This window comes from Mesorhizobium sp. M0598 (assembly GCF_040320865.1).
Taxonomy (GTDB): domain Bacteria; phylum Pseudomonadota; class Alphaproteobacteria; order Rhizobiales; family Rhizobiaceae; genus Mesorhizobium.
The window spans coordinates 132,116-158,542 of the sequence record NZ_JAMYQL010000005.1 but is presented as its reverse complement, the minus strand read 5'-3'; the positions used below and the strand labels follow the sequence as shown (position 1 = coordinate 158,542).

Below are 26,427 nucleotides of genomic sequence, written 5' to 3'. Positions count from 1 at the left end.
ATTTGAGGACAGGATCATGGGCGAACACACAGTCGCTTCTTTCGACGAGGATCTCGAGCAGATCAGCAAGCTGATCCGCGACATGGCCGACCTCGCCGGTTCGATGGTCGGCGGGGCGACCAAGGCCCTGTTGAATTCCGACAACGTGCTGGCGCAACGCGTCGTTTCCGACGACGCCATCATGGATGCGCGTCAACGCGAACTGGACGACCGCGCCATCACCCTGATCGCCAAACGCCAGCCGATGGCCCACGATCTTCGCCATGTGGTCGGAGCGATCCGCATGGCGGGCGACCTCGAACGCATCGGCGACCTTGCCAAGAATATCGCCAAGCGCGTGAGTGCGGTCGGCCTCAGCGCCACGCCGCGGGACCTGTCGCATTCCATCGACGCGATGGCGCAGCTGGTTCTCATCCAGGTGCAGGGTGTCATCGAGGAATATGCTGCAGGCGATGCGGCCGCGTTGGCCAAGCTGCGTGCCGCCGACGAGCGCATCGACGTCAAATACACGTCCGTGTTCCGCGAGCTCTTGACCTACATGATGGAAGATCCGCGCAACATCACCGCTTGCACGCACCTGCTGTTCTGCGCCAAGAATCTGGAGCGGATCGGCGACCATGTCACCAACATCGCCGAAAATGCGTATTATGTGCTGACCGGCGAGCAATTGCCGGTCAATCGTCCGAAGCAGGACGAAACGACAATGTCCGCACCGGTGACATGATGGGGGTGCCCAGCCGATGATCGCACCACGCATAATGGTGGTGGAGGACGAGGAGCCGTTGGGTGTGCTGCTCCGCTACAATCTCGAATCCGAAGGCTACCAGGTCGAGGTGGTGACACGCGGCGACGAAGCCGAGATCCGTTTGCAGGAGAATGTGCCCGACCTTTTGGTGCTCGACTGGATGATACCAGCGGTTTCCGGCATCGAGCTCTGTCGTCGGCTGCGGGTGCGCCCCGAAACCGAGCGGCTGCCGATCATCATGCTGACCGCGCGCGGCGAGGAGAGCGACCGGGTGCGCGGTCTTTCGACCGGCGCCGACGACTATCTGGTCAAACCGTTTTCGACACCGGAATTCATGGCCAGGGTCAAGGCGCTGCTGCGGCGCGCCAAGCCGGAAGTGCTGTCCAGCGTGCTGAAGGTCGGCGACATCGTTCTCGATCGCGAATCGCACAGAGTCTATCGCAAGAAGAGCGAAATCAGGCTCGGGCCGACCGAATTCCGGCTGCTCGAGTTCATGATGCGGCATCCGGGCCGTGTCTTCTCGCGCAGCCAGTTACTCGATAATGTCTGGGGCGAGACAATCTACATCGACGAACGCACCGTCGACGTGCATGTCGGGCGGCTGCGCAAAGCCGTCAACAACGGCCGGATGCCGGATGTCATCCGCACCATCCGCGGTGCCGGCTATGCGATCAGGGAAGATTGACCCGCCTGGTCAGGCTACGTTCTTTCTGACGCTGGGCCTCATTTGCGCGCCCGGCGCGAAAATCTCCTGGTCGACGAAGCTTAACGCCCGCATCGCGCAGCCTTCGCGGATCAGCGGCAATTCGTTCGGCTCTGTATCGAAGGAGATCGAGCCTGAATGCTGACCGCCGGCGGTCTGGGCGATTGCCTTCCGCAAGGCCGGCTCGATCAGATCGAAGGCGGCGGCACTGGCGCCGACCATCGCGACCGGTGCCGGATCGATCAGCGCGAACAGCGAGCCGAGACCGAAACCCAGCGCTTCGCCGGCCTTGCGGTAGGCCTCGCGTTCCGGCCCATCTTTCTCGCGCGCCTGGGCCGCCAGTGCTCGCATGTCGGCGTCGCTGACGTCGGCGACCGGTTCGCTGTCTTCGCTCATCTGCCTGGCGTTGCGCCAGATGGCGTAGTTGCCGGCATAGGCCTCGATGCAGCCGCGCCGCCCGCAACGGCAGAGCGCGCCGCCCGGACGATGGATCATGTGGCCAAATTCGCCGCCCGAGGAATGCGTCCCGGTGAACAGTTCGCCCTTCAGCACCAGCCCCATGCCGATGCCATGCGAAAGCAGGATGGCGATGAAGTCGTCGCGATAGCGATCCGGATTGCGCCAGCGCAAAGCCACCGCCATCATGTTGCAGTCGTTCTCCACCGTTGCCGGGATGCCGAATTCGTCCTCCAGCATGTCGGCAAAGGCGATGTCGGTCTGCGGCGTGATCGGCGACCACAGCATGGCGCGTGCAGGGGAGTCGGTAATGCCCTGAATCGCCAGGGCGATGCGGGCGACACTGCGGACGTCAAGGTCTGGATCCTGCAGCCGGCGCCGGACGATGGCCATGCATTCACGGATCAGCTCGTCGCGCGGCATGGTCAGCGTGTCCAGCCGGCGCTGTTCCTCGGCGACCACCTGTCCCGTATAGTCGATAATGGCGGCCGACAGGAAATTCAGCGACAACACCACGGTCAGCACCGCCGCCGCTTCCGGGTTGAGGGCGAGGCCGACCTGCGGACGACCGCGTTTCAACGAAACGGGCTCACTTGCCTTGCTCTCGGCGAGGATGCCTTCCCGTATCAGGTCGGAAGAGATCGCCGATATGGTCGAATGACTGAGGCCGGTGGTAGCTGCGATCTCAGTACGCGATGGCTGGCCGGCCCGGCGCACCGCCGAGATCACCATCGCCCGGTTGCGCCGGCGCAAATCGTCATGGCGGATTCCGACCGACATTGTTTTGCTTTCCTCCCGGTTGCCGCGGCTGCTCATGAACCGGAAGCCGTCGGTAATGTCCGACAAATAGTGTCGGATGCAGGCAAATAGTGTCAGATGCAGGTGGCGCTGTCATCGTTTATTCCGACGCTCGAAAAAACTCGCAGAGTCATCAAAATCCATCAGAATCGATGTTGACAGCAGCCGGAGATCGGGCCAGTATTTTTTCGAGGCTCGAAAAAATTAGAGCTTCTAAGCTGGTCTTTGAGCCAATTGGTCACGCCGTACGCGGCGCAGGGAGGATATGATGAAGAAATTCACGACCGCCATTCTGGCGGGTGTCGCCATGACGCTGGCGCTGGCGTCGGTGGCGCAGGCTAAAGACAAGGTCATCGGCGTTTCCTGGTCGAACTTCCAGGAAGAGCGCTGGAAGACCGACGAGGCCGCAATGAAGGCGGCCATCGAGGCCGCAGGCGACAAGTATATTTCCGCCGACGCACAGTCCAACCCCGGCAAGCAGCTCACCGACGTCGAGAGCCTGATCTCGCAGGGCGCCAGCGCACTGATCATCCTGGCGCAGGACGCCTCGGCCATCGGGCCGGCCGTGCAGAAGGCACTGGACGAAGGCATCCCGGTCGTCGGCTATGACCGGCTGATCGAGAACAAGGACGTGTTCTATCTGACCTTCGACAACAAGGAAGTCGGCCGCATGCAGGCCCGCGAAGTCTTCAAGGTGAAGCCGGAAGGCAACTACGTCTTCATCAAGGGTTCGGGTTCCGATCCGAATGCCGATTTCCTGTTTGCCGGTTCGATGGAGGTGCTGAAGGAGGCCATCGACGGCGGCAAGATCAAGAATGTCGGCGAGGCCTATACGGACGGCTGGCTGCCGGCCAACGCTCAGAAGAACATGGAACAGTTCCTGACCGCCAACGACAACAAGGTCGATGCCGTGGTCGCCGCTAATGACGGCACTGCCGGCGGCGTCGTCGCCGCGCTGACGGCGCAAGGGCTGGCCGGATCGGTTCCGGTTTCGGGCCAGGACGGCGACCACGCCGCGCTGAACCGCATCGCGCTCGGCACACAGACCGTGTCGGTGTGGAAGGATGCGCGCGAGCTCGGCAAGAATGCCGCCGAGATCGCCTCGCAACTGGCCGACGGCAAGCAGATGACCGACATTGCCGGCGTGAAGGATTTCACCACGCCCGGCGGCAATACCGTCAAGTCGCTGTTCCTGACCCCGGTCGCCATCACCAAGGACAACCTCAACGTCGTCATCGACGCCGGCTGGATCAAGAAAGAAGAGGTCTGCGCCGGCGTGACGGCTAGCGCTGTTGCAGTCTGCAACTGAGCCGACGTTTCCGAGAAGTCCGAACGCCGCGGCCGCTCGCCGCGGCGTTTTTTCAACAAGAGTTGTTTTTCCGCTTCCGGCGGATAACTTCTAGGCTGCTTCCGGCATCCGCGGCAGACGGCAACCCGGCGGGAGAAACATCATGACCGATACGACGCCCAACACGCCGGTAGACAGCACGGCAGACCGGGCACGGGAATCCGAGCTCGGCATCGTTGCCCGATTTCTCAAGGCAACCGAACTCGACACGCGCATGCTCGGCATGATCAGCGCGCTGCTGGTCATCTGGGTCGGCCTGCATGTCATTTCTAGCGTACGGCTCGGCGTCAATCCGTTCGACTTCGACAGCCGGACCTTCCTGACGCCACGCAATCTCTGGAACCTGTCGGTGCAGACTTCGGCCGTGGCCATAATGGCCGCCGGAATGGTGCTGGTTATCGTCATGCGCAATATCGACCTGTCGGTCGGCTCCGCCGAAGGCCTGATCGGCGTGGTCATGGGTTTTGCGCAGGTGCATTTCCTGGTGCGAATGGTCGGTCTGCAATTAGGCAACCCCTGGATCTGGATCCTGGCACTGGCCATCGGCCTGGCGCTTGGCCTTCTGATCGGAGCGTTCCAGGGATACATCATCGCTTATCTCGAGGTGCCGGCCTTCATCGTGACGCTGGGCGGCCTTCTGGTCTGGCGGGGTGCCGCATGGTGGGTCGTCAGTGGGCAGACGATTGCGCCGCTGGATGCCACTTTCCAGCTGATGGGCGGCGGGCCGACGGGTTCGATCGGCGCGCGATGGAGCTGGATCGTCGGAATTGTCGCGTGCCTGGCGGTTGTGTTCATGCTGCTCAACGGGCGGGTGCAGCGCAAGCGGTTCCGCTTCCCGTTACGCCCGATCTGGGCCGAGACGTTCCTCGGGGCCGTCACTTGCCTTGTCATCATGGGCGCCATATGGCTTGCCAATTCCTATCCTTGGCCGGTCGGCATCGTGAACAGATATGCGGCGGCCAACAATATAACCGTTCCCGAAGGCGGGCTGTTCATCGCCCATGGCATCGCCATACCCGTGCTGATGGCTGTAGCCGTAGGGCTGATCATGACCTTCATCGCCAAGCGTACCCGTTTCGGCCGCTATGTCTTCGCCATCGGCGGCAATCCGGAAGCAGCCAACCTTGCCGGTATCAACACGCGCTGGGTGACCATGAAGGTGTTCATGATCATGGGCGTGCTGGCGACGATCGCCGCAGCGATCTCGTCAGCCAGGCAGAACTCGTCGACCAATGCGCTGGGCACGCTGGACGAGCTCCTGGTCATCGCGGCGGCGGTGATCGGCGGCACGTCGCTCGCCGGCGGCTCCGGCACAGTGCTCGGCGCCATGCTCGGCGCGCTTTTGATGCAGTCGCTGCAGTCCGGCATGGTGCTGCTCGGCATCGATTCGCCGCTGCAGAGCATCGTTGTCGGAGCCGTGCTGGTGGTCGCGGTGTGGCTCGATACCGTCTATCGCAAACGGGTCTGAGCATGATCCCGCAAGGTGGAAACCGGTTTTCGTACAACTTGGTGCTCAAGCAGGACCTCTAGGGAGGAAGGACGAGCATGGCAGACAAAACCGCTCCCACGCCGCTGATCGACATGCGCAACATCTCCATCGCTTTCGGCGGCATTCGCGCCGTCGACGATGCCTCTGTCGACCTTTTCCCGGGCGAGGTGATGGCTTTGCTCGGTCACAACGGTGCCGGCAAATCGACGTTGATAAAAATCCTGTCCGGCGCCTACAAGCGCGATGCGGGCCAGATTTTCGTCAACGGCGAGGAGGCTTCGATCTCCAATCCCCGCGACGCCAAGAAGTACGGCATCGAGACGATCTACCAGACGCTGGCGCTGGCCGACAATGTCGATGCGGCCGCCAACCTGTTTCTCGGCCGCGAGCTGATGACCGGCTGGGGTACGCTCGACGACGTCGCCATGGAGGCCGAGGCGCGCAAGGTGATGGGCAGGCTCAATCCGCGTTTCCAACGCTTCAAGGAGCCGGTGGTAAAGCTTTCGGGCGGCCAGCGGCAGTCGGTGGCGATCGCCCGCGCCATCCTGTTCAATGCTCGCATCCTGATCATGGACGAGCCGACGGCGGCACTCGGGCCGCAAGAGACGGCGCAGGTCGGCGAACTGGTCAGGCAGCTCAAGGCCGACGGCATCGGCATCTTCCTGATTAGCCATGATATTCACGACGTGTTCGAGCTTGCCGACCGTGTCTGCGTCATGAAGAACGGTCGGGTTGTCGGAACGGCGCGCACAACCGACGTCACCCAGGAGGAGGTGCTCGGCATGATCATCCTCGGCAAGTGCCCACCCGGCGCCATTCCGGGGCCGGGCGCGCTGAAGATCGCCGCATGAACGAGAATTAGCCGGCTAATCACAAGCCGCCAAAATGTGCCAGCCGTCACCATGCTTTGGCCTCGCCATTGTGTTGGCGTCGGGACTTGCCCATAAAGATGCCGAACCGTCCACGGGACGTATCAGCAATTGAAGAAGCTTTTTCCGACCGTCGCTTTTATCGCCGTCGCGCTGATCAGCCTGACGATGGCGGGTTTTGCCTATTTTGCCACCCAGGAGGCGGCCCGCATTAAATTCGAGGCGACGGCAGACGACGCGCTTAACCGGATCGAAAGCCGCATCGACCTGGACCTGTCGCTGCTGCGTTCGACCCGGGCGCTGTTCGACGCACGCAATGGCGGTATCTCGCAGGGCGAGTTCAAGGCTTTCTTCAACGCGCTCGACATCGACAATAATTTCGCCGGCCTGCGCGGCATCGGTTTCCTCCGCCTGGCGAAAACTGGCAACGAGGCGGCGGTCGAGCGCGACATCCTGCACGATCACGGCGCAAGCCATCCGATCTATCCCGACACGAACTTACCGTGGCGTACGCCCATCGTGCTGTTCGAACCGCTGGATCCGTCCAACAAATCCAGCATCGGCTACGACATGTTCACCGGGCCGGCGCGGCGCGAGGCGATCGAAAAGGCGATGGCCGACGATCAGCAGCACGCCAGCGGGCTCGTGCAGTTCGGCAAGGATACGGGTGCCGCGCAGACCTTTACCGGGTTCCTCGTCTTCGTCCGGCTCAATGTCGAAACCGCGCCGGACGCCGTGAACGCGACGAGATCCTCGACTGCCGGCTTCCTTTATGCGGCCTTCCGCGCCCGTGATCTGTTCCAGGCTGCGCTCAGCCGGGCACCATTGCTGCCGGTCAACACCGAGATCTATGACGGCACGGTGGACAGCGACAACCTGCTGTTCCAATCGGAAACGCCGCCTGTTTCGAGCCTCGGCGACAGGCTGCTGGTCACCCGCAAGATCACCGTCGCCGGCCGGCCGTGGGTCGTCCTGTTCAGGCCGACAAGTGCTTTCTCGCAACCTTCCTCGCGCGCCATCCCGGTGATGCTCGGATTGTTCGGACTGCTGCTTGCGGGCGCCATCGCGCTGGTGGCCCGCTATCAGGAGCGGGCCTATGAGGCGGTCTCGCTGCTTCACGAAACGACCGAAAAGAGCCTGCTGGAAAAAGACCTGATGCTGCAGGAGATGAAGCATCGCATCAAGAACTCGATCACGCGGGTGCTGGCAATCGCGCGCCAGACAGCATCGCACACCACCGACGTCCAGGAATTCTCGGCTTCTTTCTCGGCCCGGCTGCAGGCGATGGCGGCTTCCCAGGACATGCTGACGCGCTCACGCTGGCAGAAAGCCGATCTCGGCGACCTGCTGCGCATCGAACTAGGCCAGGTGTTCGGCAGTGAGCTTCCTGAAGGGCTGCTGTCGGGACCGCAGGTTCTTCTCGATGAAAAGACGACGCAGGCACTCGGCCTCGTCTTTCACGAACTGGCGACGAATGCGCTGAAGCATGGCGAAGCCGGCAATTCAGTCGGTGCGCTGAAGGTCGACTGGTCGCTCGAAGCCCGTAGCGGCACCCGGACATTGGCTCTCAACTGGCGCGAGGCCGGTCAGAAGAAGCTCGAGACACCGGCAAAGAGCGGTTTTGGCACCAGACTGATCGATCTCAACGTCACGCGCGAATTGCGTGGCACAATCAGGCGCGATTTTCGCGAAGATGGCTTGAACGTGGAAATCAGGGTTCCGCTGCCGGCCTGAAACGCCGTCTCGTGGGCCGCGTCGCAACAGCGCTCTAAAAGGGCAAACGCGGAGACAGGTGGCCTGCCTCCGCGTTTGCTGTTCGCCTGGAGTTCGAAACTAGTTGCAGCGAGCTGTGTAAATCCGGCCGTGACGATCTCTGTATTGGCAGTAGCCATTTTGCAGACGGCGAACGAGCAGACCGCCAATCGCACCAGCGCCGGCGCCGATCAAAGCGCCCTTGCCGCCGCCGACAGCGCCACCAATGAGCGCGCCGCCCACAGTGCCGATACCCACGTTCTCTTCCGTGGTGGTGCAGCCGCTGACCGCAACCACGGCAACCATGGCAATAATCATCTTCCGCATGGAGTCATCCTCACTTTTGTCCTCACTTTAATAAGCTCCAGCCGCCATTTAGCATGAAAGTACGGCCTTTGCCCGCACGATTTCATTGTTGATTAAGATAGTCTTTTTCGGGGCGTGCGCCGTTCGATGCTACCACGAACCCGGAAATCTCCAAGGACGCATCGAGCGTGCCGCTGGGACGCACGTTCCAGACGATCCTGTCATAGTCGTCCTCGAGCGCCGGATCGACGGCAAGGCATCTGGCGACGACATGTTGGGCCTGGCCCTGCAGGTCGGTGACCGCGAACGGGCACGGCCGAGCACTCGGGCAGTGGTTTCAAAGCGATCAAGCAGAGGCGAGTTCGATTCAGATCAGTTGGGACGCGGCGGTCAGGACGATCGCGGCCATAAGCGCGATGGCGGCGAAGCGGAGGGGCGAAGCACGAGGCGCGGGCGCTGCGGACACGTCGGGATCCTGAAAACCGCCCATCGAGACGCGAGCGGCCTGTTCCAGTCTGTTCAAGTGGGCAGCCGTCAAGGCCCATTCCCTTCATTTTGTGCCAAACTCAATCCGGTGGATCGGCACGTTCGCACAGGATCGGACTTTATGGTGAACAGTCGGTTAAAGATGGCGATGAGCAGCAAGCCTTCGCGCGGCGACCGCCGCTCGTTAATCCGTCTCGAAATTACCGTGAGGAACGACAAGGCGGTATTCGAGGCGGTTCCCGGTGATCTCAAGTGTCGCCGTTCCATTCAATGAAGTGGGCACGACGCGTTCGAGCGCGACGCTGCCAAAACGCTTCTCACTGCGCTGATTGTCGTTGGCTCCGATCACTTCGGCCCATGTCAGCGACAGCGCAGGCTCGCCAGCGGAAGCTGCCGTCAGATCGGCCGTCACCTCGACGAAACCGTCGCTGCGCGACAGTGCGCCATAGCTGACCGAATTGACGGCGAGCTCATGCATGGCCAAGCCGATGTGCAAGGCGGCATTGGGGTTGAGATATGGATTTGCGCCGCGGAAGCGTAGGCTGTGCAAGGGATCCGCGCCGTACCTGCCGACCTGACCGGAAACCAGCTCGCGCAGCGCCGCTCCCCGCCAGTTGGATGACGTAACCAAATCTTGCGAGGAGGCCAGCGACTGCAATCGGCCCCGGAAGCGCGTCAGGAAATCGTCAATGCTGCCGGAATAACGGCCCGTCTGGGTGGCGATGCTCTGGATGATGGCCAAAAGGTTCTTGGAGCGATGACTGACTTCGCGCAGCAGCGCCTTCAACGTCTGCTCCCGGCGTTTCTGCTCGGTTGTTTCGACCATGGTGGTCACGACGCCCTGCACCGCGCCGGTCTCGCTGCGGTCGGCGTCTATCCACACTTGAAACCAGCGGGCGCCGTCATCGGCCGGCACGCTGAGTTCAAGATGTTGAGGATTGCCGGAGACGATGACGTCGTGCTTGGCGGCGCCGATACGCTCTACCTGCGCCGGCGGCAAGATGCCGGTGTTGTCGGAGGCATCGGAAGTCCAGGGGGCGCGCATGTTGCGCGCCCACACCGTCTTCATCTCGCGATCCTGGTACAGGACGGAAATCCCGGCATTGTGCAGTGCATGGAGAAGGGCCCGGCCAAGCTGCATCCCGCTTTCGGCGGGATGCAAAGCGATGATCTCATCACGCTGGCCGCGGTCTTTCATTTTTCCGACTCTGGAACGCATCGGTCAATTTGCTCAACCCATGTCGGGCTGAACGGTTCGCGGAAAAATGGGTTCCAAAAGGAGGAGGTTCGTATCAAGCCTTAAAAAGCGGTCCGCCGAGCGGCATCCCGTTGGAGGACACTGCCCGGCGGTGGCTGGAAACCGTTTGAGGGGTGCGGCTTCCAGTGTTCGCTTGAATGGCCGCTTGGCATTCACGCTCGTCTGATCAGGCCGGCAATAAGCGATATGATCAGGAAGGCGAGAAAGATGAAGAACAATATCTGCGCTATGCCGGCCGAGGTGCCAGCGATGCCGCCGAAACCAAGCGCACCGGCGATAATCGCCACGACGAGAAATACGAGCGCCCAGTAAAGCATGATCGATCTCCTTCCAATGCTGGGGTGAAAACGTGATTCGCCTCCGTTTGTTCCACCATTTTCCGAAAAAGACGATGCTGAAAATCTTCAGGGCCCGAATTGCCGCGGTGTGTGGAAAGGTCCAATTGGCTGCCCCAGTTGGTTGCCAGTGAATTGAGCCGGCGTCACGCCCATCTGATCCGAGAGAGCGGCTGTCTCGGCGGCCGCAGTTCGGCCGTCCGCTGTTTCATGCCGCGGCTTTCGCGTGCCGGTCAAAGAACAGGGCCTGGCTGATAAGAGCCTTGACCATGTCCGGATTGAACGGCTTGGTAACCAGGAAAGCCGGTTCCGGCCGCTCGCCGGTGAGCAGGCGCTCGGGAAAGGCGGTGATGAAGATCACCGGCACCGAGGTGGACGACAGGATCTCATTGACGGCCGCTATGCCCGAACTTCCGTCGGCAAGCTGGATATCGGCAAGCACCATCTTTGGCCGCGCCTTGCCGAACATCGCCACCGCCTCGGCGTGGGTGCGCGCCGTTCCGACGACGCGGTGGCCGAGGCTTTCGACCATTTCCTCGATATCCATGGCGATCAGCGGCTCATCCTCGATGATCAGCACGTCGGTTGCCACCTGACGGGAGATCTCGTTGCTCGCCTGCGCGAGGAGTTCGGAGAATTCCTGTTCGTCGACGTCGAGAATCTCCGCCGCCTCGTCTTCGCTGAAGCCTTCGACCGCCACCAGCAGAAAGGCTTGGCGGGGGCGAGGCGCAATTGCATTCAGATTGGCCGCGGCACGCTGTTCCCATGCCGACTGGGCATGCTCCTGCGGAACGCGAATGGCCACCGAGGTGAAGAGCTTGGCAAAGACCTTGTAGAGCGCGATGCGGTCGTTCGATGCGTCCGGAAAGATGTCGACATCGGCAATGATGGCCTCGAGCATTGCGGCGACCAGCGCGTCGCCGCTCTCTTGCGATCCGGATACGGCGCGCGAGAAGCGGCGCAGGAACGGCAGGTGCGGAGCGATGGTTGCTGATAGGCTCATAGTGGACGTCTCCCTCATATGACGTGATTGCATGTTACAGCTAAAAACGGTTTGCAAGCCCAGCAATTGAAACGCTGGCTCCTTGAAAAAGGTTCCAATCGTGCGGAACTAATATGTGAGGCTGGCGTTTAAAGGCGGGTTGGGCAACCAGACGAGGCTGCCGCTTGCATTGCGTTATGTGTTGAAGGGCGGCTTAAGGCTGGGACAAAAGGGCGAAATGAAGAACATGACGAAAGCTACCATGGGTGGCGTTGGCAACGGGCGCCGGGCTGCTTCCCGCGACCCGCTTGGGCCGAACTCGGAAATCGGCCGCAAACTCAAACAATACTATGACGAGCTGGTCTCCGACAATGTGCCGGATCGCTTCGCCCAACTGCTCAGCCAGTTGGAAAAGGCCGAACCTGTACAAAAGAAGGACTGAGGCATGGCGGCCGTCTCCCAGGGCTTCAAGACCGACTTGCTCGGCTCGATCCCGAGCCTGCGGGCTTTTGCCGTGTCGCTGACGCAAAACGCCGACAAGGCCGACGACCTGGTGCAGGAAACATTGGTCAAGGCCTGGGACAAGCATGAAAGCTTCCAGCCCGGCACCAACCTGAAGGCATGGCTGTTCACGATCTTGCGCAACGAATTCTATTCGCAGATGCGCAAGCGCGGCCGCGAGGTGCAGGACAGTGATGGCGTCATGACGGCCAGGCTTGCCGTTCACCCGGCCCAGCACGGCCAGCTTGACCTCGAAGACTTTCGCGGCGCGCTCGAGTTGCTGCCAGAAGACCAGCGCGAAGCCATTATCCTCATCGGCGCGTCGGGCTTCTCCTACGAGGAAGCGGCCGAGATCTGCGGCTGCGCCGTCGGAACGATCAAGAGCCGCGTCAGCCGCGCCCGCACACGGCTGCAGGAAATCCTGAAGATCTCCGGTGAAGACGAGTATGGCCCGGACGCAATTTCGGCTCAGGTAACTGGGTCGACTGCTGCGTGAAGCGCCGGCGTGTTCGAACCGCTCCGCGCCTCAGCGAAGAGGCGTGCGCCTGCAGGCCGTTACCACTGCCTCGACGAGATCGTCTCCCGAATAGGGCTTGGTGACCAGCCTGACCCCGGGAAAGGATTTCTTGATCTCGTCCGTATCCGAATAGCCCGAGGCGAAGACGAACGGGATGCCCGCTTCACGCAGCCGCGAAGCAAATTGGAGCGTCGAAACGCCGCTCAGCATGAGGTCGACGATGGCCACATCGAACTGCGCGGCAACGTCTTGCTGTTCGATCTCAGTCAGATCGCGGGCGATGACCACATCGAGCGCGCCGTAGTCGCGGCAAAGCTGCTCGATATCCATGGCAATCAGGAACTCATCTTCCAGGATAAGAATCCGCAAACCATCAAGTGATGCGCGCACGCGGCAATATCTCCTTAAATGCGTCTCTAACGTGAAACGGGGGAAGTCATGATCGTTATTTGGCATGCTGTCATTTAAAAAAGACGTGCCGGCGCGGATGCGTCGGCCTCGGCCCGTGCAAGGCATTTGCAACGCGCGCTGCCGGAGATAGGGTTAGAAGAGGTTCGTGCCGGAACCTTGGGGTCTGTCGGGCGTTTCGACCGAGCAAAAGCATGGAGAGTGAAGCAATGGCGACTGCCGCAGGAAAGGCCGCGAACGAAGCCCGCACGAATTCCGATATTGAGGCCGACATCGCACAATTGAAGGCCGACATCGACCAACTTACCAAGCTGTTGGCCAAAACCGGCGAACATGGCTACGGGGCAGCACGGCGAGCCGCCGCCGAAAGCGTCGAGCAGTTGCGAACCCAGGGCGAGGCAGCCTTCGACAGCCTGCGCAGCAACGCCAGGGACATCGAGGCGCAGATGATAGCGCATATGCGCGAAAAACCGGTGACTTCGCTGGCGATCGCCGCAGGCGTCGGATTCCTCTTCGCGCTTCTCGCGCGCCGTTAGTTCTGCACGCATGGGAATGCTTGCATCGCTGATCTCGGGCCTCGCCTCGGGCGAAACCATTGCGGCGGTGCAACGCGCACGCGTCGCTGCGATTGTCTATTCGATCGCAGCGCTCGCGGCGCTGTGCGGCCTCGGCTTCCTCGTCGGGGCGGCCTATATCTGGACGGCGGCCCGCTATGGGACGATGGCAGCTTCCCTGAGCTTCGGGATCGGCTTTCTGGCAATCGCCGGTCTCATCCTGCTCGTCTACCGGATGTCGGCCGGCTCGCGCGCCAGGCGCCGGGCGAAGCGACGCAACGCCGACATGAAGGCTATCGGCATCACTGCGGCACTCGCCGTGCTGCCGGCGCTGCTCAAGGGCAAAGGTGGCTCGGGGAAGGCCGGACTGGGCGCCATTCTCGGCCCGGCGATAGCACTCGCCGCCTACGCCATCTACCGCGAGAACGTGAAGCGCGGCTCCGATGATCCGGATACCGGCAAACGGGAATAGTTCGGAGGGATAGTTCGGGGCAAACGATTCTGGCGCCGGTCGCAAAATGCCGGCGTCACAAATCTTCGAGCGGAATCGATATTTCGGCGACCACGCCTTCCGGCCGGAATTCATGGGTCACCTCGCTGGAAATGACCTTGGCCAGGCTGCGGCGGATCAGGATCGAGCCGAAGCCATGGCGTTCGGGCGGCGCAACCCGCGGGCCGCCGCTTTCACGCCAGGCCAGCAACAGACGCCGTGCGCCCTTCCTGCCTTGTACCCTCCAATCGAGATCGACCTTTCCGGAGGAAACCGAGAGCGACCCGTATTGCAGTGCGTTGCTTGCCAGTTCATGCAGGATCAGCCCGAGCCCGACTGCCTGGTCGGGTGAGAGCAGGACATCGGCGCCGGAGATCGCCATGCGCGATTGTCCGGCGGCTTGGAACGGCTTTAGCTCGATCTCCACCAGCTCGCGGATGCCGATGCCGCGCCACTCGCGGTCCGACAGCAGGCTGTGCGCAACGCCCAGTGCCTGCAGCCTGGCGCTGAAGGCTTCGAGGAATTCGCTTGGCTGGCGGGCATGGCGAACGGTCTGTGTCGCCAGCGCCTGTACGGTTGCCAAAGTGTTCTTGACGCGGTGATTGAGCTCGCGCAGCAACAGTCGTTGACGTTCGTCGCCAAGCTTGCGTTCGGTAATATCGTAGTTGACGCCGAAGATCAGCGTTGGCTTGCCCTCGCCGTCGCGCTCTATGACGCGGCCGCGCGTTGCGATCCATCGCGGCGGATCGAGGCCTTTGACACGGTATTCGCCAAAATAATCGTCGCTGCCGGTCAGCGCGTCGCGAAAGCGTGTTTCGGTCTGGTGAACGTCGCGCGGGTCGATGGCGGTCAGGATGTCGCGCGCCCTCAGCCTGTTCGACTTCGGCAGGTTGAACAATTCGGACAGCAGGACATCGCAGTCGATCATATCGCTGCGGATATCCCATGCCCAGCTGGCAAGCGAAGCCGCGTCGAGCGCGATAGCGCGCCGCTTTTCCTCTCGAACCAGTGCTGCCTTGGCAATCGCCGCACTGCGGGTTGCATCCTTCAGCGTGAACAGGCTGGCGGCAAGGCCGGCCAGCGCCGACAGCTGGTCGAGCTGGACAGAGGAGGGACGTGCGTGCGGCTTCCGGTCGAGCACGCACAGCGTGCCGATCAGCGCGCCGTCGATTACGATGGGCACGCCTGCGTAAAAGCGGATATGATGCTCGCCGGTGACCAGCGGATTGGCTTTGAACCGCGGATCCGCCGCCGCGTCGGCCACCACCATCGGCACGTTGCCGGCTGCGATGGTATAGGCGCAGAACGATGTCTCGGTTGCGGTTTCGGTCTCGTCGAGGCCGATACAGGACTTGAACCACTGCCGCTCGGCATCGACCAGCGTGATCAGTGCGACAGACGTTTGCATCGCCGAAGCGGCAAGACCGCCGATACGATCGAAATCAGGGTCGGCAGCCCCGTCCAGCGTGTCGAGGCCGTGCAGCACGGCAAGACGGTCCGCGGCGCCCACCACACGGCGAATATCGGCCGGCAGGCCCGGCGTGTTCTGGCTATTGTCGTCCACTATGCCCCCGGTGGCCGGCTCCGCTGATTGGTCAGGCCAACCGGCCCGTCTGCCGCCTTGCAGAGCCGGAACTTTCGCGGCGGGGGACCGTTACCAGCCAACGCCCCGCCAGTTACGCCTGCCGGCGCCAAATATGGAGCCAGACAATGCCAAAAACCATTCCTGAAAACAAAGCCCGTCAAGGGCGGCGGGGTCGGCATGTCCTTCGTATCCTGATCGCCGCGCTGTTGCTGGCTTTTATCGCCTGGGGCGTCGCCGAAATCTACGGCTGGATGATCGAGACGCCGAAGACCGAACAGGGCAACACGCCCAGCGGCTAGGTTCTCTCCATCGCTCGCGCCAGTTTGCATCACACAACCCCACATCACGCATCCCACGTCAGGCAACCTTTGCCTCGGCGGCGCGCGCAGGGACGAGAACATTCAACGCGCGCGGATGGATTTCGACGGTCGTCTCGCGATCGAGCTTTACCAGTTCGCCGTCCATGACGGCCTGAACTTTCCTGTTCCTCGAATGGATTGTCAAAACGGCGCGGTTTGCCTGATGAATTTCGACATGCTCGTTGCCGCGCCATTTGCCACGGGCGACGTCAAAGAGGAACCTGATCAACTCGCCGCGCCGCCGCGCCACGGTGACATAGATGCCCAGCACGCCGCCTGCCGGATTATCGGCATAGGGCAGGTGGCCCTCGCCAAACAGATTGTTGGTGATGCCGATACCGGTGATCCGGGTTCTGATCTCGGCCTCGCCGATCGTCAGCGTTACGTTCATCGCCGGTGGATTGTTGATCGTCGCCCAAGCGGCTCGCACCGAGGCGCGCATCTTCCCCAACCGCGAGCCGAATTCCATCTTCTGGCGCAGTTGCACCATCCTGGCGTGCATGCCGATCGAGAATTGATGCACGAAAGGCCGGCCGTTGGCTGTTGCAATGTCAATCGCCATCACCTCGCCGTCGGCAAACGATTTCAGTGCCGCATCGAGGGTCTGCGGAATACCGAGGCCGCGCGCAAAAAGGTTCATTGTGCCAGCCGGCAGAATTGCCAGCGCCTTCTCCCCATTCATCAAACGGGCTGCCGCGGCCGAAATGGTTCCGTCGCCGCCGCCAGCCAGCACGACGTCGATGCCGCGCCTGGAAGCTATGTCGTCCAGCGTGGCGACGATATCCTTGCCGGCGGCGATGTCGATATCGATCGAGTGACCAGCAGCCTCAAGCGTACCGCGGATCCGGCCGGCGAAGGCCTCAAGATCGATGGTGCGCAGGGTGCCGCCGTCCTTGTTCAGCACCGCTGCAAACCGCATGGCCGCTCCATTTTTCCAACACCTATCCGGCCGGGACGGGGTCCCAGCCGGGAGTGGAACGGGGCGGCCGAGAAAATGTTCCTTTCGACCAGCGTGGCGAATCCGAGAACCTTCGACATGGCACCGGGTGCGCCACGGCTTTTTTCGGAACAACAGTGTGGTCACAACGTTGTGAACATGCAGAAGACGCTACGCCCGCAGCGACGCTATGCGGGCACGGCGTGCACGAAATCACCGACGAGGAGACACTAAGATGATCCGCACCCTTTTAACCACGACAGCAGTCGCAACATTGATTGCGACGGGTGCATTTGCGCAATCGGCGACGACCCCCGCGCCGGCGCAAGCACCCGCCGTAGAGAATTCCGCTCCAGCCGCTCCGGTGCAACGCGCCGAGGGCAGTCTTGTCACCAATATCATCGGCGAGTCGGTTTATAACGGCACCGGCGACAATGCAGAGAATATCGGCAAGGTCACCGATATCGTCTTCGACGAGCGCGGCCAGGTAAAATCCGTCGTCATCGGCGTCGGCGGGTTCCTCGGCATTGGGACCAAGAACGTCGCCTTCGACTACAGCAAGATGCAATGGGCCGAAAGAAATGGCGATCGCTGGCTGATAGCGCAAACGACGAAGGATGAGCTGACGGCTCATCCGGATTTCGACCGCAAGCCCTATGATCCGGCGCCTGCGGCGACAGACACCACGGCTACGGCTCCTGCCGCTCCGTCGACCTCCACCGATACGGCGCAGAACGCCCCGGCGGCGCCGACCGGTAACAACCCCGCTCCGGTCGTGAAGCGCGCGGAAGGCAATCTTGCCACCAATATCATCGGCGAGACCGTCTACAACGGTACCGGCGACGACGCCCAGAACATCGGCGACGTAAACGACATCGTCATCAACAAGGAAGCCAAGGCGCAATCGCTGGTCATCGGTGTCGGCGGCTTCCTCGGCATAGGTGAAAAGAACGTCGCCTATGATTTCGACAAGGCGCAGTGGGCCGAGAGGAACGGCGATCGCTGGCTGGTTGCCCAAACCACCAGGGAAGAGCTGACGGCGCAGCCGGATTTCGACCGCAAGCCCTATGATCCGGCCCCGGCGACCACAGCGTCGAACGATGCCGCGGCTAATGCGCCAGCCGTCGTCACGCCTACCGTGACGGCCAGCAACACTGCCACGACCGATAACACTGCGACAACCAACAACACTGACCAGGCCAGTAAGACGGCCCAAAATGCCCCAGCGCCCGCAACGACGGCAGACCAGACCAAGACCGGGTCGATCGACAAGTCCACACTGACTGAAATGCCGATAGGCGAAATCCGGGCCGAGGATCTGGTCGGAACAACCGTCTACGGCGCCAACGATGTCAACGTCGGCGAGATCGGCGATATCGTGCTGGGCGGCGACAAGAAGGTCGACGCAGTCATCATCGACGTCGGCGGCTTCCTTGGCATCGGCGAGAAGGAGGTGGCGGTCGGCATGGACAACCTGAAATTCATGACCGACAAGAACGGCAAGCGCTATCTCTACACGAACTTCACCAAGGAGCAGCTTGAGGCGCAGGCCCCCTATGACAAGGCCAGCTATGCGCAAAATCGCGAGAAACAGCGCATGATCATGCGCTAAGCTGCGCACAGGCCGACAGAGAAGCCCGCGCCGGCAACGGCGCGGGCTTTGCTTATCTCGAGGGGAAGCCGGCGACATGGCCGGCAACGCCATTGTCCGTCAATTCGGCGAGCGCCAAAGACTGGTCGAGATGCTCGGCCCGCCAGGCGAGCAACTTCTCGGCAAATTCCAGCCGTGCCCGCAGATAGGCTGGGTCGTCAGCGACATTGGTCAACTCGCGCGCATCCTTCTCCAGGTCGAAGAGCAAGGGCGGCAGGCCTCCGCCGAAATGCACATATTTGAATTTTTGCGTGCGAACGACGGCGAGATTGCACTGACGCGGACCGACGCCGAAATACCGTTCGGCATCACCATCCGCGATCGAGCGGAAATCGAACTCCCAATGCGCCGCATCGCGCCAATTGTCCGGCTCCGTTGCGTCCAGGAAAGGCGCCAGCGAGCGGCCGTCGAGATGCGGCAGCACTTCGCCGCCAGTGAGCTCGAGCCCAGTGAGCTCAAGCAAGGTCGGCGCCAAATCCACCGCCTCGGTGAAGCGGTCGACGCTGCTGCCGGCAGCCTTGCGGCGGCGCGGATCGCGAATGATCAGCGGAATATGGAAGCTGCAGTCGAAGAAGCCGCCCTTGCCCAGCATGAAATGGTCGCCCATCATCTCGGCGTGGTCGGAGGTCAGCACGATGACGGTGTCGTCCCATGCATCGGCCGCCTTGACCGCTTGCCAGACGCGGCCAAGCTGCGCGTCGACCTCCGAGATCATGCCGTAATAGAGCGCCCGGATGCGGCGAAAATTATCGTCGCCCCAGTCGCGCACCTTGCCCTCCGAGCCGGGACGGAATTTCGACCGTTCCTGCCGGTTAAGTTCATAGGCGAGATAAGGGTGGCTTGCTGCTTCGGCCTGCCAGCTTTCCGCGCGGTCAAAAGCTGGACCGATGGCCGGATCGTACATGGCGTTGTAAGGCGCCGGCACGATGAAGGGCGGGTGGGGGCTGATGAAGGAAAGATGCGCGAACCACGGGGCATCGCGCTCCTGCTCGCCGAGCCAGCGGATGAATTCGCCGGCCAGGAAGGCCGACGGCGTCTCGTCCTTCGAATAGATTGGCGGACCGTTGCTGATCGCGCCGTCGTTTTCCAGGATTTCGCCCGCCGGGCGGTGAATGGCGGGGGAGCCGGCACCGGCATCGACGCCGCGCGCCTTGAGCCATGACAGCCAGGGCTTCTGGTGCTCGGGCAGAAGCTGGCGCACGGTGAAGCCGGGCAGCACGCCTTCATAGCTTTTCAGCTGCGGGTCGCCAGGCGCCAGCGTGCGCGGGTCGCGCGCCATGTCGGTATAACCGAACAGCGTCGGATCATAGCCGAGGGCGCGCGCCCAGAGCGCTATATTGCCGTGCCGGGCATCGAGCGGTGTGCCGTTGCGGCAGACACGATTGTTCATCTGGTAGAGGCCGGTGTAGAGGCAGGCGCGTGCCGGTGAGCAAGGTGCGGCGCCGCCATAGTGCTTCTGGAACAGAACGCCCTCGGCAGCCAACGCGTCGGCATTCGGCGTTTTTACCACCCTGTGGCCAGCAGCTGACAGGCAGTCGCCGCGCCATTGGTCGCAGGTGATCAGGAGAATGTTGGGGCGTTTTCCCGTCAACTGCGGTATCCTCACGCTGGCTACATGCGTCGCTCATGGTGCGCAATTTCGGCGACTATGCAAGCCGGTCCAGTTTGCCGAATGGTGAACAAAACCTGCCTCGTCGTTCACTTTAACAGCACAGTCCATTCTGTGTTTGCCGCCTTTGCGGCCAGGAGGCGGATGCTCATATTTGCGTGGACAGCGGCAAGGGCCGCACCGGCACAAGGAAAGGAGCAGAAACATGCTCGACCAAGTCAAGGGCCTGCATCACGTCACCTCGATGGCCAGCGATGCGCGCCAGAACAATGAATTCTTCACCGGGACGCTCGGTCTGCGGCGGGTCAAGAAAACCGTCAATTTCGACGCACCCGATGTCTACCACCTCTATTACGGCGACGAGGTCGGCACGCCCGGCTCGGTGATGACCTATTTCCCGTTCCCGAACATCGGCAAGGGCCGCCATGGCGTTGGCGAGGTCGGTACCACCGCTTACTCGGTGCCCGAGGGCACGCTCGGCTATTGGGAGAACCGGTTTGCCGAGCAAGGTGTCACCGGGCTGTCCGGCGAGGAGACGTTCGGCGAGAAGCGTCTTGTCTTCGCCGGTCCCGACGGCGATGGGTTTGCGCTGGTGGAAGACAGAGCGGACAGCCGTGCACCATGGGCCAAGGGTGGCATTCCCACCGACGAGGCGATCCGCGGCTTTCACTCGGTGTCGCTCAGGCTGAAAGATGGCGGCGCCACCGAAGAGCTGCTGAAATTCATGGGTTATGAGGAGGTCGACAAGTCCGGCAACGTCAGGCGGCTGGCGGTGAAGAACGGCAACGGCGCCGACGTCGTCGATATCGAATCGCTGCCAGGGGCCGGCTTTGCCAATCTCGGCGCCGGCTCGGTCCACCATGTCGCTTTCGCCGTCGAGAACCGCGCCAAGCAGATCGAAGTGCGCAAGGCGCTGCTCGATACAGGTTATCAGGTGACGCCGGTGATCGACCGCGATTATTTCTGGGCGATCTATTTCCGCACACCGGGCGGCGTGCTGTTCGAAGTCGCCACCAACGAGCCGGGCTTCGACCGCGACGAGGATACCGCCCATCTTGGCGAGGCGCTGAAGCTGCCGTCGCAACACCAGCATTTGCGGCCCTATCTCGAGCAGCATCTGCAGAAATTGGAAGACTGAGGGCAAGGTCATGAGCAAGGATTCGTATATTCACAAAGTGCTGCCCGGTTCGCCGGGCGGACCGCTGCTCTTCGTCTTCCATGGCACCGGCGGCGACGAGGCCCAGCTTCTGTCGCTTGGGCGCGATCTTGCGCCGCAAGCGACGATCGTCGCTCCGCGCGGCGATGTCTCGGAACAAGGCGCCGCACGCTTCTTCCGCCGGACCGGCGAGGGCGTTTACGACATGGGCGACATCACGCGAGCGACGGACAAGATGGCCGGCTTCGTCAAGGCACATGTCGAGACGGCAAGGCCATCTTCGGTGCTCGGCCTCGGTTACTCCAACGGCGCCAACATCCTGGCCTCGGTGCTGTTCGCCGAACCGTCGCTGTTCGACGCAACGGTGCTGATGCATCCGCTGATCCCGTTCGAGCCGGAGGTCAAGGGCAGCCTTGGCGGCAGCCGCATCCTGGTCACCGCCGGCAGGCGGGACCCGATCTGTCCGCCTGATTTGACGGCACGGCTTGAAGCCTATTTGCGCGCCGATGGCGCCGATGTCACAGTCGAGTGGCATGACGGCGGCCATGAGGTGCGGCCGACCGAGATCGAGGCGGCGCGGCGACTGTTTGCCGTGGCGCCGGATGAAAGGACCGCAAGCCATGTCTGACCTATTGCCGAAGATCGAACTGGAGGACCGCGGTTCGAAGGGCCGCTACCTCCTGCGTGGGCCGGGCGGCGCCGAGGCTGAGATGACCTTCACCAAGATCGGCGAGCACCAGATCATCATCGACCATACCGAAGTGCCGGATGCATTTCGCGGCCAGGGCGCGGGGCTTCGCCTGGTCACCCGTGCCGTCGACGATGCGCGTGCGGCGGGCAAGATGATCATCCCGCTTTGCCCGTTCGCCAATGCCCAATTCCGCCGCCATCCGGAATGGGCGGACGTGCTGAAGCGGTAAGCACCGCCTCTCGATGAATGACAGGAGAAAGGGTGCGCGGCTTTACCGCGTGCCCCTTCAGCCATTGGAGGCGTACAAACACAGCGGCAACATGCGGGATTTGCGCAGAGCGCCAACCTTGCCTAAGTATTGCCAGCAACCGGCTCGCCATCCGCGGCCCGACCACTTCAACCGAATGGCCCTCCATGACCGAATCCGATCTCGTTCCCGTCTTCGACGGCCACAACGACACGCTGCTCCGGCTCTACCAGTCGAAGGATGCGGACGTCGAAAAGCTGTTCGTCGAGGGGACGCCAGGTGGCCACATCGACCTGCCGCGCGCGAAGAAAGGCGGGTTTGCCGGCGGCATGTTCGCGATCTTCCCGCCGCCTGTCGAGAAATCCAAACGCGGCGCGGTGCCGCTGGCGCCGAGCGACAGCGAGCCCTTGCCGCCCGAGGTTCCGCGCGCCGATGCGCTCAACTCCACCGTAGCGATGGCCTCGATCCTGTTCAGGCTGGAGCGGGCTTCGGCGCTTACCGTCTGCCGCAGCGCCGGCGAGGTGAGGAAGGCGATGGCGCAAGGCTCGATTGCGGCGGTGTTTCATATCGAAGGGGTCGAGGCGATCGACCCTGAGCTCACCCTGCTCGATGTCCTCCACGCAGCCGGCCTGCGCTCGCTCGGCATCGTCTGGAGCCGTTCCAATGCCTTCGGCCACGGCGTGCCGTTCCGCTTCCCCTCGTCGCCCGATACAGGGCCGGGGCTGACCGATGCCGGCAAGGCGCTGGTGAAAGCCTGCAACCAGCTGAAGATCATGATCGATCTTTCGCATCTCAACGAAAAAGGTTTCCGCGACGTCGTCGAGATCAGCGACGCACCGCTGGTCGCGACCCATTCCAACGTGCACGCGATCTGCGGCCATTCGCGCAACCTCACCGAATGGCAGCTCGGCGCGATCCGCGACTCCGGCGGCATGGTCGGGCTGAACTTCGCCACCGGGTTCCTGCGCGAGGACGGCAGGATGAACGCCGACACCGGCCTCGACATCATGGTGCGCCATGTCGATTCGCTGCTGCAGGCGCTGGGCGAAGACGGCGTCGGCCTAGGCTCGGATTTCGACGGCGCCATGATCCCGGCCGTGATAGGCGATGTTGCCGGCCTGCCAAGGCTGCTCGACGCATTCGCGGCACGCGGCTTCGGGCGCGCGCTGATCGAGAAGATCGCCTATCGCAACTGGCTAGGCATGCTGGAAAGGACCATCGGCTAAGCGGGTGATGCCGGCTTGACCGGAACGCGTTTTGGGGGCGGACTATTCGAAACCCATGCGTTTAAGCCAGTCCTGGCCAATGCCGCGATCACGGATGATCGGCAGCGGATCCGTCGAATCCAGGCGTGCGCAGATGCGGTAGACCTCGAGCGTCTCGGCGTTCATCTCGCCGCGTTTGTAGAAGAACATGGCCGCGGCATAGCGGGTGCGGCCCGACCATTTTTCGCCGAGCGGCGTGTTGATCAGCTGCCACTGTTCGGCGGCTTCGGTGTCGAGTTCGGGACTGTCGGTGTCGTCGGCCATATTTAGAAATCCGCGGGCGGACTGGTGCGGCGGTCGAGTTTGATGACCAGCCGCGGCGCCAGTTTGGCACGCCTCAGCAGCTTTTGATATTGCAGCTCGCGCCTGGCGTAGATCTCGACCCAAGGTCCGCTGCAGGCGGGCTCGGCGGCGCTGATCTGGTCTGCATCGCCGGGATCGCTGCCCTTTCGCCGACGGTGCCTTCGACGTCGTTTTCTCCAAGGATGCAATCTCGACGAGAACATTCGAATATGGGCAGCCGTGCAGAAGGTGCTTGACAGTGGCAAACACCGTCCCACTGATCTTCGCGGCCGAAGCCGATCGGCTAGCCGGCGATGCTGGAGACCATCACCCCGATGAAGACAACAGAGGCGCGCGAAGCCCTCCTCCAACCGGCGCGAAAAAGCGATTCCGATAAGCGCGGCCGCAAGGCGTCGAAAGAGACCAGGCAGCTTCAATTGATCGAAGCGACGATCGATTCACTGGCCAAGCGCGGCTATTCGGAAACGACGATGGCCGACGTTGCCGACGGCGCCGGCCTGTCTCGCGGCATCGTCAATTTCCATTTTGAGAGCAAGGAGAAGCTGCTCGTCGCGACCTTGCAATACATGTATGACGAGTATTCGGCGCATTGGCGCAGCGCCTTGCAAAAGGCCGGCGATGATCCCGCCCGCCAGCTGCAGGCATTGGTCGCGGCCGATTTCGACCGCTCGATCTGTAACAAGCGCAAGCTGGCTGCCTGGTGCGCCTTCTGGGGCGAGGCCAAATCGCGACCGAAATATCAGGCGCTGAGCAGCGCACGCGATGCCGTCTACCAGAACATCTTCATCGATCTTTGCGCGGCGCTCAAGCAGAGCGGCTTCTATGCCTATGAGCCGCAAGTCATGGCGCTGGCGCTCAGCGCCATGCTGGATGGTCTGTGGCTGCGTTTGATGATGGGCACCGAGGACGCCACACGCGAGACGGCGCTGCAGGCCGCGAACGAGTTCCTGTCTGCGGCATTCCCCAAGCACTATCCGAAGTCTGCAGCCCGCGGTGCCAGGCCGGCGTGAACCATCAAAAAGAGGGTGGACCAGCAATGAAGACAATGATCCGGCCCCTGACATTCGAGAAGATCAAGGCCGGCTAATGAAGTTCAAGATCGAACGAACCGATGTGGCCATCGTCGGCGCCGGCTTCGCCGGCCTGTCGGCCGCGCGTGAATTGAACCACGCCGGCATCGATGTCGTGCTGCTCGAAGCCCGCGACCGTGTCGGCGGCCGCGTCGAAGCCGTGCAGAACGGGCTCGGCGAGCGGATCGACAGCGGCGGCCAGTTCCTGTGCGAAGACATGCCGGAATTAATGGCGCTGGTGCGAGCGCGCGGCAAGACATTGGTCGAGACCCATGTCGCAGGCGAATTCGTCACGCAGCCGCGAATGAGCGAGGCGCAAGCCGGGCGCACTTACGGCACCGCGATGCGAATGCGCGAGCGGATGAATGCGATCGCACCGACCGACCCGACCATTGCCGGCTTGACGGTCGCGGCATGGCTCGATCGCCAGGCCGATCCCGACGATGCGAAGGCCGCCTTTCGGTCGATGATCGAGGGCCTGTGGTGCCTGGCAATGGAAAGGCTGCCGCTGTGGTACTTGATCGACAATGATCGCCGCATCACCAACGAGGTGTCGGAGCTGCAGTATTTCGTGGGCGAAACCATGCATTCGCTAGCGGATGATCTTGCGCGGGATCTCGGCGATCGACTGCGGCTGAATACAGCTGTCGAGGCCATTGAGCACGGGCCGGGAGGGGTTCGCGTCGTTTCGCCTGCCGGCGCGATCGAGGCACGAGCGGTACTGGTCGCCGTACCGCCGATGATGGCCTCGAGAGTGGATTTCGTGCCGCCGCTGCCGGCTGTGCTGAAGAGAGCCCTCGGCGTCTGGCAAAGCGGCGCGGTGATCAAAATGCTGGTGCGCTACCCCAAGGCTTTCTGGCGCGACAGGGGCTTGAGCGGCATGGTGATGTGGCGCGACCCGCACGGGCTTTTTGCCTGCGATGCCAGCAGGGACGAGGATCACGCAGCCCTTGTCGTCTTCATCGGCGGGCCGCTGGCGCAGCGCTGGCGGGATCTGGACGACGCGGCGTTGCGCGCAAAGGTGACGTCAAAGCTGGAAGAGGCGCTCGGTATCGAGGCGGCCGGCATCATCGATCTCAGTTATCGCGACTGGACTGCGGATCGCTGGAGCGGCGGCGGTTACAGCGATCTGATCGTCGATGCGACGGCAACCGATGCCGAACGCATTATCCGCGCCGGCGCGTCGCGGATCCATTTCGCCTCGTCAGAGCTGTCGCCATCATTTCCGGGCTACGTCGAGGGCGCCATCGTCGCCGGCCGCATTGCTGCGCTAAGAATTATTCAGTCTGCCATCGCCAGCAGAGCCTCGGGATCATAAGCGAGGCGGGTCGAGGTGCCGACCGGCATCGACGCGCATTGCCACGAGCTCGGCCTGCTGGTCCGGCCACTGATCAACATGTGCGTGATGTCGCCGCCATTGATCATCACGCGCGAGCAGATCGACGACATGGTGTCGATCCTGCGCGAAGGCATTTCGCGCACGATGGACGATCTGCGCCGCGAAGGTGTCTGGCGGGGATAGGCGTTTATCGCCGGCAATCTCGCCATTGCTGACAG

29 protein-coding genes and 2 pseudogenes are annotated in these 26,427 nt (G+C 62.4%); 19 read left to right on the top strand and 12 right to left on the bottom strand.

The window, feature by feature from the left end; genetic code table 11:
• Positions 1–16: 16 nt before the first annotated feature.
• Entirely contained in the window at positions 17–724 is a 708-nt protein-coding gene (gene phoU / locus NKI59_RS09430; RefSeq protein WP_023678534.1) for a phosphate signaling complex protein PhoU, read from the top strand.
• Positions 725–740: 16 nt separating this feature from the next.
• Positions 741–1,430 (top strand): phosphate regulon transcriptional regulator PhoB, encoded by a 690-nt coding sequence (gene phoB, locus NKI59_RS09425; RefSeq protein WP_031212149.1) that lies wholly within the window; start codon positions 741–743, stop codon positions 1,428–1,430.
• A 9-nt stretch (positions 1,431–1,439) separates the two neighbouring features.
• Here the strand turns inward: phoB and NKI59_RS09420 are convergent, their stop codons facing one another.
• Positions 1,440–2,684, bottom strand: coding sequence for an ROK family protein (locus NKI59_RS09420; RefSeq protein ID WP_352634124.1), 1,245 nt, complete (start codon positions 2,682–2,684; stop codon positions 1,440–1,442).
• Between the two features lie 286 nt (positions 2,685–2,970).
• On the opposite strand from NKI59_RS09420, the gene xylF reads away from it, so the two are divergent.
• The 4 genes from xylF (at position 2,971) to NKI59_RS09400 (ending at position 8,142) form a co-directional block, all read left to right on the top strand.
• On the top strand, positions 2,971–4,011 hold the full coding sequence (xylF, locus tag NKI59_RS09415; protein ID WP_352677845.1) for a D-xylose ABC transporter substrate-binding protein: 1,041 nt from the start codon (positions 2,971–2,973) through the stop codon (positions 4,009–4,011).
• A gap of 142 nt (positions 4,012–4,153) precedes the next feature.
• The gene (locus NKI59_RS09410) at positions 4,154–5,518 is read left to right on the top strand and encodes a sugar ABC transporter permease (protein ID WP_352703748.1); all 1,365 of its coding nucleotides are present in this window, start codon (positions 4,154–4,156) and stop codon (positions 5,516–5,518) included.
• A 77-nt stretch (positions 5,519–5,595) separates the two neighbouring features.
• A complete protein-coding gene (locus NKI59_RS09405) occupies positions 5,596–6,390 on the top strand; it encodes an ATP-binding cassette domain-containing protein (RefSeq protein ID WP_352703746.1) in 795 nt (264 codons plus the stop codon).
• Between the two features lie 129 nt (positions 6,391–6,519).
• Positions 6,520–8,142, top strand: coding sequence for a CHASE domain-containing protein (locus tag NKI59_RS09400; protein WP_352703744.1), 1,623 nt, complete (start codon positions 6,520–6,522; stop codon positions 8,140–8,142).
• A gap of 99 nt (positions 8,143–8,241) precedes the next feature.
• On the opposite strand, the gene NKI59_RS09395 is transcribed toward NKI59_RS09400, so the two are convergent.
• From NKI59_RS09395 to NKI59_RS09370, 6 genes and pseudogenes are all read right to left on the bottom strand, one after another.
• Positions 8,242–8,487, bottom strand: coding sequence for a YMGG-like glycine zipper-containing protein (locus NKI59_RS09395; protein WP_006328050.1), 246 nt, complete (start codon positions 8,485–8,487; stop codon positions 8,242–8,244).
• Positions 8,488–8,569: 82 nt separating this feature from the next.
• Positions 8,570–8,776 (bottom strand): annotated as a pseudogene (locus NKI59_RS09390) (hypothetical protein); the annotation flags it as partial.
• Positions 8,777–8,833: 57 nt separating this feature from the next.
• Complete coding sequence (locus tag NKI59_RS09385) at positions 8,834–9,004, bottom strand: hypothetical protein (protein ID WP_352703741.1); 171 nt, start codon at positions 9,002–9,004, stop codon at positions 8,834–8,836.
• 132 nt (positions 9,005–9,136) lie between these two features.
• On the bottom strand, positions 9,137–10,171 hold the full coding sequence (locus NKI59_RS09380) for a sensor histidine kinase (RefSeq protein ID WP_352703739.1): 1,035 nt from the start codon (positions 10,169–10,171) through the stop codon (positions 9,137–9,139).
• A gap of 191 nt (positions 10,172–10,362) precedes the next feature.
• Positions 10,363–10,527, bottom strand: a complete 165-nt coding sequence (locus NKI59_RS09375; RefSeq protein ID WP_023678541.1) for a DUF1328 domain-containing protein — start codon at positions 10,525–10,527, stop codon at positions 10,363–10,365.
• A 226-nt stretch (positions 10,528–10,753) separates the two neighbouring features.
• Positions 10,754–11,548, bottom strand: coding sequence for a response regulator (locus tag NKI59_RS09370; RefSeq protein ID WP_023678542.1), 795 nt, complete (start codon positions 11,546–11,548; stop codon positions 10,754–10,756).
• A gap of 217 nt (positions 11,549–11,765) precedes the next feature.
• Here NKI59_RS09370 and NKI59_RS09365 point away from each other — a divergent pair, with 217 nt between their 5' ends.
• Both NKI59_RS09365 and NKI59_RS09360 read left to right on the top strand, forming a co-directional pair.
• The gene (locus tag NKI59_RS09365; RefSeq protein ID WP_023678543.1) at positions 11,766–11,969 is read left to right on the top strand and encodes a NepR family anti-sigma factor; all 204 of its coding nucleotides are present in this window, start codon (positions 11,766–11,768) and stop codon (positions 11,967–11,969) included.
• Between the two features lie 3 nt (positions 11,970–11,972).
• Positions 11,973–12,524, top strand: a complete 552-nt coding sequence (locus NKI59_RS09360; RefSeq protein ID WP_023678544.1) for a sigma-70 family RNA polymerase sigma factor — start codon at positions 11,973–11,975, stop codon at positions 12,522–12,524.
• A 30-nt stretch (positions 12,525–12,554) separates the two neighbouring features.
• Here NKI59_RS09360 and NKI59_RS09355 read toward each other — a convergent pair whose 3' ends face one another.
• Positions 12,555–12,935: a response regulator gene (locus NKI59_RS09355; protein WP_352703736.1), complete on the bottom strand. Its 381-nt coding sequence runs from the start codon at positions 12,933–12,935 to the stop codon at positions 12,555–12,557.
• Between the two features lie 227 nt (positions 12,936–13,162).
• Between NKI59_RS09355 and NKI59_RS09350 the strand changes: the two genes are divergently transcribed.
• Complete coding sequence (locus tag NKI59_RS09350; RefSeq protein WP_023678546.1) at positions 13,163–13,489, top strand: ElaB/YgaM/YqjD family protein; 327 nt, start codon at positions 13,163–13,165, stop codon at positions 13,487–13,489.
• Between the two features lie 10 nt (positions 13,490–13,499).
• Positions 13,500–13,979 carry a hypothetical protein gene (locus NKI59_RS09345; RefSeq protein WP_352703734.1) on the top strand — a complete coding sequence of 160 codons (480 nt, stop codon included), beginning with the start codon at positions 13,500–13,502 and terminating at the stop codon, positions 13,977–13,979.
• A 55-nt stretch (positions 13,980–14,034) separates the two neighbouring features.
• On the opposite strand, the gene NKI59_RS09340 is transcribed toward NKI59_RS09345, so the two are convergent.
• Entirely contained in the window at positions 14,035–15,561 is a 1,527-nt protein-coding gene (locus tag NKI59_RS09340) for a sensor histidine kinase (protein WP_352634114.1), read from the bottom strand.
• A gap of 146 nt (positions 15,562–15,707) precedes the next feature.
• Between NKI59_RS09340 and NKI59_RS09335 the strand changes: the two genes are divergently transcribed.
• The gene (locus tag NKI59_RS09335) at positions 15,708–15,881 is read left to right on the top strand and encodes a hypothetical protein (RefSeq protein WP_292659198.1); all 174 of its coding nucleotides are present in this window, start codon (positions 15,708–15,710) and stop codon (positions 15,879–15,881) included.
• A 58-nt stretch (positions 15,882–15,939) separates the two neighbouring features.
• Here the strand turns inward: NKI59_RS09335 and NKI59_RS09330 are convergent, their stop codons facing one another.
• Positions 15,940–16,860, bottom strand: a complete 921-nt coding sequence (locus tag NKI59_RS09330; protein WP_352457969.1) for a diacylglycerol/lipid kinase family protein — start codon at positions 16,858–16,860, stop codon at positions 15,940–15,942.
• Between the two features lie 253 nt (positions 16,861–17,113).
• On the opposite strand from NKI59_RS09330, the gene NKI59_RS09325 reads away from it, so the two are divergent.
• Positions 17,114–18,490: a PRC-barrel domain-containing protein gene (locus NKI59_RS09325; RefSeq protein ID WP_352703732.1), complete on the top strand. Its 1,377-nt coding sequence runs from the start codon at positions 17,114–17,116 to the stop codon at positions 18,488–18,490.
• 52 nt (positions 18,491–18,542) lie between these two features.
• Here the strand turns inward: NKI59_RS09325 and NKI59_RS09320 are convergent, their stop codons facing one another.
• The gene (locus tag NKI59_RS09320) at positions 18,543–20,120 is read right to left on the bottom strand and encodes an alkaline phosphatase family protein (RefSeq protein ID WP_352703730.1); all 1,578 of its coding nucleotides are present in this window, start codon (positions 20,118–20,120) and stop codon (positions 18,543–18,545) included.
• 223 nt (positions 20,121–20,343) lie between these two features.
• Between NKI59_RS09320 and NKI59_RS09315 the strand changes: the two genes are divergently transcribed.
• The 4 genes from NKI59_RS09315 (at position 20,344) to NKI59_RS09300 (ending at position 23,458) form a co-directional block, all read left to right on the top strand.
• Positions 20,344–21,276 carry a VOC family protein gene (locus NKI59_RS09315; protein ID WP_352634106.1) on the top strand — a complete coding sequence of 311 codons (933 nt, stop codon included), beginning with the start codon at positions 20,344–20,346 and terminating at the stop codon, positions 21,274–21,276.
• Between the two features lie 10 nt (positions 21,277–21,286).
• Positions 21,287–21,922, top strand: coding sequence for an alpha/beta hydrolase (locus tag NKI59_RS09310; RefSeq protein WP_352634104.1), 636 nt, complete (start codon positions 21,287–21,289; stop codon positions 21,920–21,922).
• A complete protein-coding gene (locus tag NKI59_RS09305; RefSeq protein WP_352634102.1) occupies positions 21,915–22,214 on the top strand; it encodes a GNAT family N-acetyltransferase in 300 nt (99 codons plus the stop codon). Before NKI59_RS09310 ends, NKI59_RS09305 begins: the two co-directional genes overlap by 8 nt.
• Positions 22,215–22,399: 185 nt before the next feature.
• Positions 22,400–23,458: a dipeptidase gene (locus NKI59_RS09300; protein WP_352703727.1), complete on the top strand. Its 1,059-nt coding sequence runs from the start codon at positions 22,400–22,402 to the stop codon at positions 23,456–23,458.
• Positions 23,459–23,500: 42 nt separating this feature from the next.
• Here NKI59_RS09300 and NKI59_RS09295 read toward each other — a convergent pair whose 3' ends face one another.
• Positions 23,501–23,761, bottom strand: coding sequence for a hypothetical protein (locus NKI59_RS09295; RefSeq protein ID WP_023678557.1), 261 nt, complete (start codon positions 23,759–23,761; stop codon positions 23,501–23,503).
• 332 nt (positions 23,762–24,093) lie between these two features.
• Between NKI59_RS09295 and betI the strand changes: the two genes are divergently transcribed.
• From betI to NKI59_RS09280, 3 genes and pseudogenes are all read left to right on the top strand, one after another.
• Complete coding sequence (gene betI, locus NKI59_RS09290) at positions 24,094–24,810, top strand: transcriptional regulator BetI (protein WP_502901038.1); 717 nt, start codon at positions 24,094–24,096, stop codon at positions 24,808–24,810.
• Between the two features lie 76 nt (positions 24,811–24,886).
• Positions 24,887–26,188, top strand: a complete 1,302-nt coding sequence (locus NKI59_RS09285) for a flavin monoamine oxidase family protein (RefSeq protein ID WP_352703723.1) — start codon at positions 24,887–24,889, stop codon at positions 26,186–26,188.
• 12 nt (positions 26,189–26,200) lie between these two features.
• A pseudogene (locus NKI59_RS09280) lies at positions 26,201–26,392 on the top strand (aspartate aminotransferase family protein); the annotation flags it as partial.
• Positions 26,393–26,427 lie beyond the last annotated feature (35 nt).

Bases quoted from the DNA above. Each gene is read 5' to 3' on its own strand.
- phoU (WP_023678534.1), top strand. From the start codon at position 17: ATGGGCGAACACACAGTCGCTTCTTTCGACGAGGATCTCGAGCAGATC.
- NKI59_RS09315 (WP_352634106.1), top strand. From the start codon at position 20,344: ATGCTCGACCAAGTCAAGGGCCTGCATCACGTCACCTCGATGGCCAGC.
- NKI59_RS09405 (WP_352703746.1), top strand. From the start codon at position 5,596: ATGGCAGACAAAACCGCTCCCACGCCGCTGATCGACATGCGCAACATC.
- NKI59_RS09325 (WP_352703732.1), top strand. From the start codon at position 17,114: ATGATCCGCACCCTTTTAACCACGACAGCAGTCGCAACATTGATTGCG.
- NKI59_RS09335 (WP_292659198.1), top strand. From the start codon at position 15,708: ATGCCAAAAACCATTCCTGAAAACAAAGCCCGTCAAGGGCGGCGGGGT.
- NKI59_RS09285 (WP_352703723.1), top strand. From the start codon at position 24,887: ATGAAGTTCAAGATCGAACGAACCGATGTGGCCATCGTCGGCGCCGGC.
- NKI59_RS09360 (WP_023678544.1), top strand. From the start codon at position 11,973: ATGGCGGCCGTCTCCCAGGGCTTCAAGACCGACTTGCTCGGCTCGATC.
- NKI59_RS09310 (WP_352634104.1), top strand. From the start codon at position 21,287: ATGAGCAAGGATTCGTATATTCACAAAGTGCTGCCCGGTTCGCCGGGC.
- NKI59_RS09420 (WP_352634124.1), bottom strand. From the start codon at position 2,684: ATGTCGGTCGGAATCCGCCATGACGATTTGCGCCGGCGCAACCGGGCG.
- NKI59_RS09380 (WP_352703739.1), bottom strand. From the start codon at position 10,171: ATGCGTTCCAGAGTCGGAAAAATGAAAGACCGCGGCCAGCGTGATGAG.
- NKI59_RS09350 (WP_023678546.1), top strand. From the start codon at position 13,163: ATGGCGACTGCCGCAGGAAAGGCCGCGAACGAAGCCCGCACGAATTCC.
- xylF (WP_352677845.1), top strand. From the start codon at position 2,971: ATGAAGAAATTCACGACCGCCATTCTGGCGGGTGTCGCCATGACGCTG.
- NKI59_RS09345 (WP_352703734.1), top strand. From the start codon at position 13,500: ATGGGAATGCTTGCATCGCTGATCTCGGGCCTCGCCTCGGGCGAAACC.
- phoB (WP_031212149.1), top strand. From the start codon at position 741: ATGATCGCACCACGCATAATGGTGGTGGAGGACGAGGAGCCGTTGGGT.
- NKI59_RS09410 (WP_352703748.1), top strand. From the start codon at position 4,154: ATGACCGATACGACGCCCAACACGCCGGTAGACAGCACGGCAGACCGG.
- NKI59_RS09305 (WP_352634102.1), top strand. From the start codon at position 21,915: ATGTCTGACCTATTGCCGAAGATCGAACTGGAGGACCGCGGTTCGAAG.
- NKI59_RS09295 (WP_023678557.1), bottom strand. From the start codon at position 23,761: ATGGCCGACGACACCGACAGTCCCGAACTCGACACCGAAGCCGCCGAA.
- NKI59_RS09300 (WP_352703727.1), top strand. From the start codon at position 22,400: ATGACCGAATCCGATCTCGTTCCCGTCTTCGACGGCCACAACGACACG.
- NKI59_RS09395 (WP_006328050.1), bottom strand. From the start codon at position 8,487: ATGCGGAAGATGATTATTGCCATGGTTGCCGTGGTTGCGGTCAGCGGC.
- NKI59_RS09330 (WP_352457969.1), bottom strand. From the start codon at position 16,860: ATGCGGTTTGCAGCGGTGCTGAACAAGGACGGCGGCACCCTGCGCACC.
- betI (WP_502901038.1), top strand. From the start codon at position 24,094: ATGCTGGAGACCATCACCCCGATGAAGACAACAGAGGCGCGCGAAGCC.
- NKI59_RS09365 (WP_023678543.1), top strand. From the start codon at position 11,766: ATGAAGAACATGACGAAAGCTACCATGGGTGGCGTTGGCAACGGGCGC.
- NKI59_RS09370 (WP_023678542.1), bottom strand. From the start codon at position 11,548: ATGAGCCTATCAGCAACCATCGCTCCGCACCTGCCGTTCCTGCGCCGC.
- NKI59_RS09375 (WP_023678541.1), bottom strand. From the start codon at position 10,527: ATGCTTTACTGGGCGCTCGTATTTCTCGTCGTGGCGATTATCGCCGGT.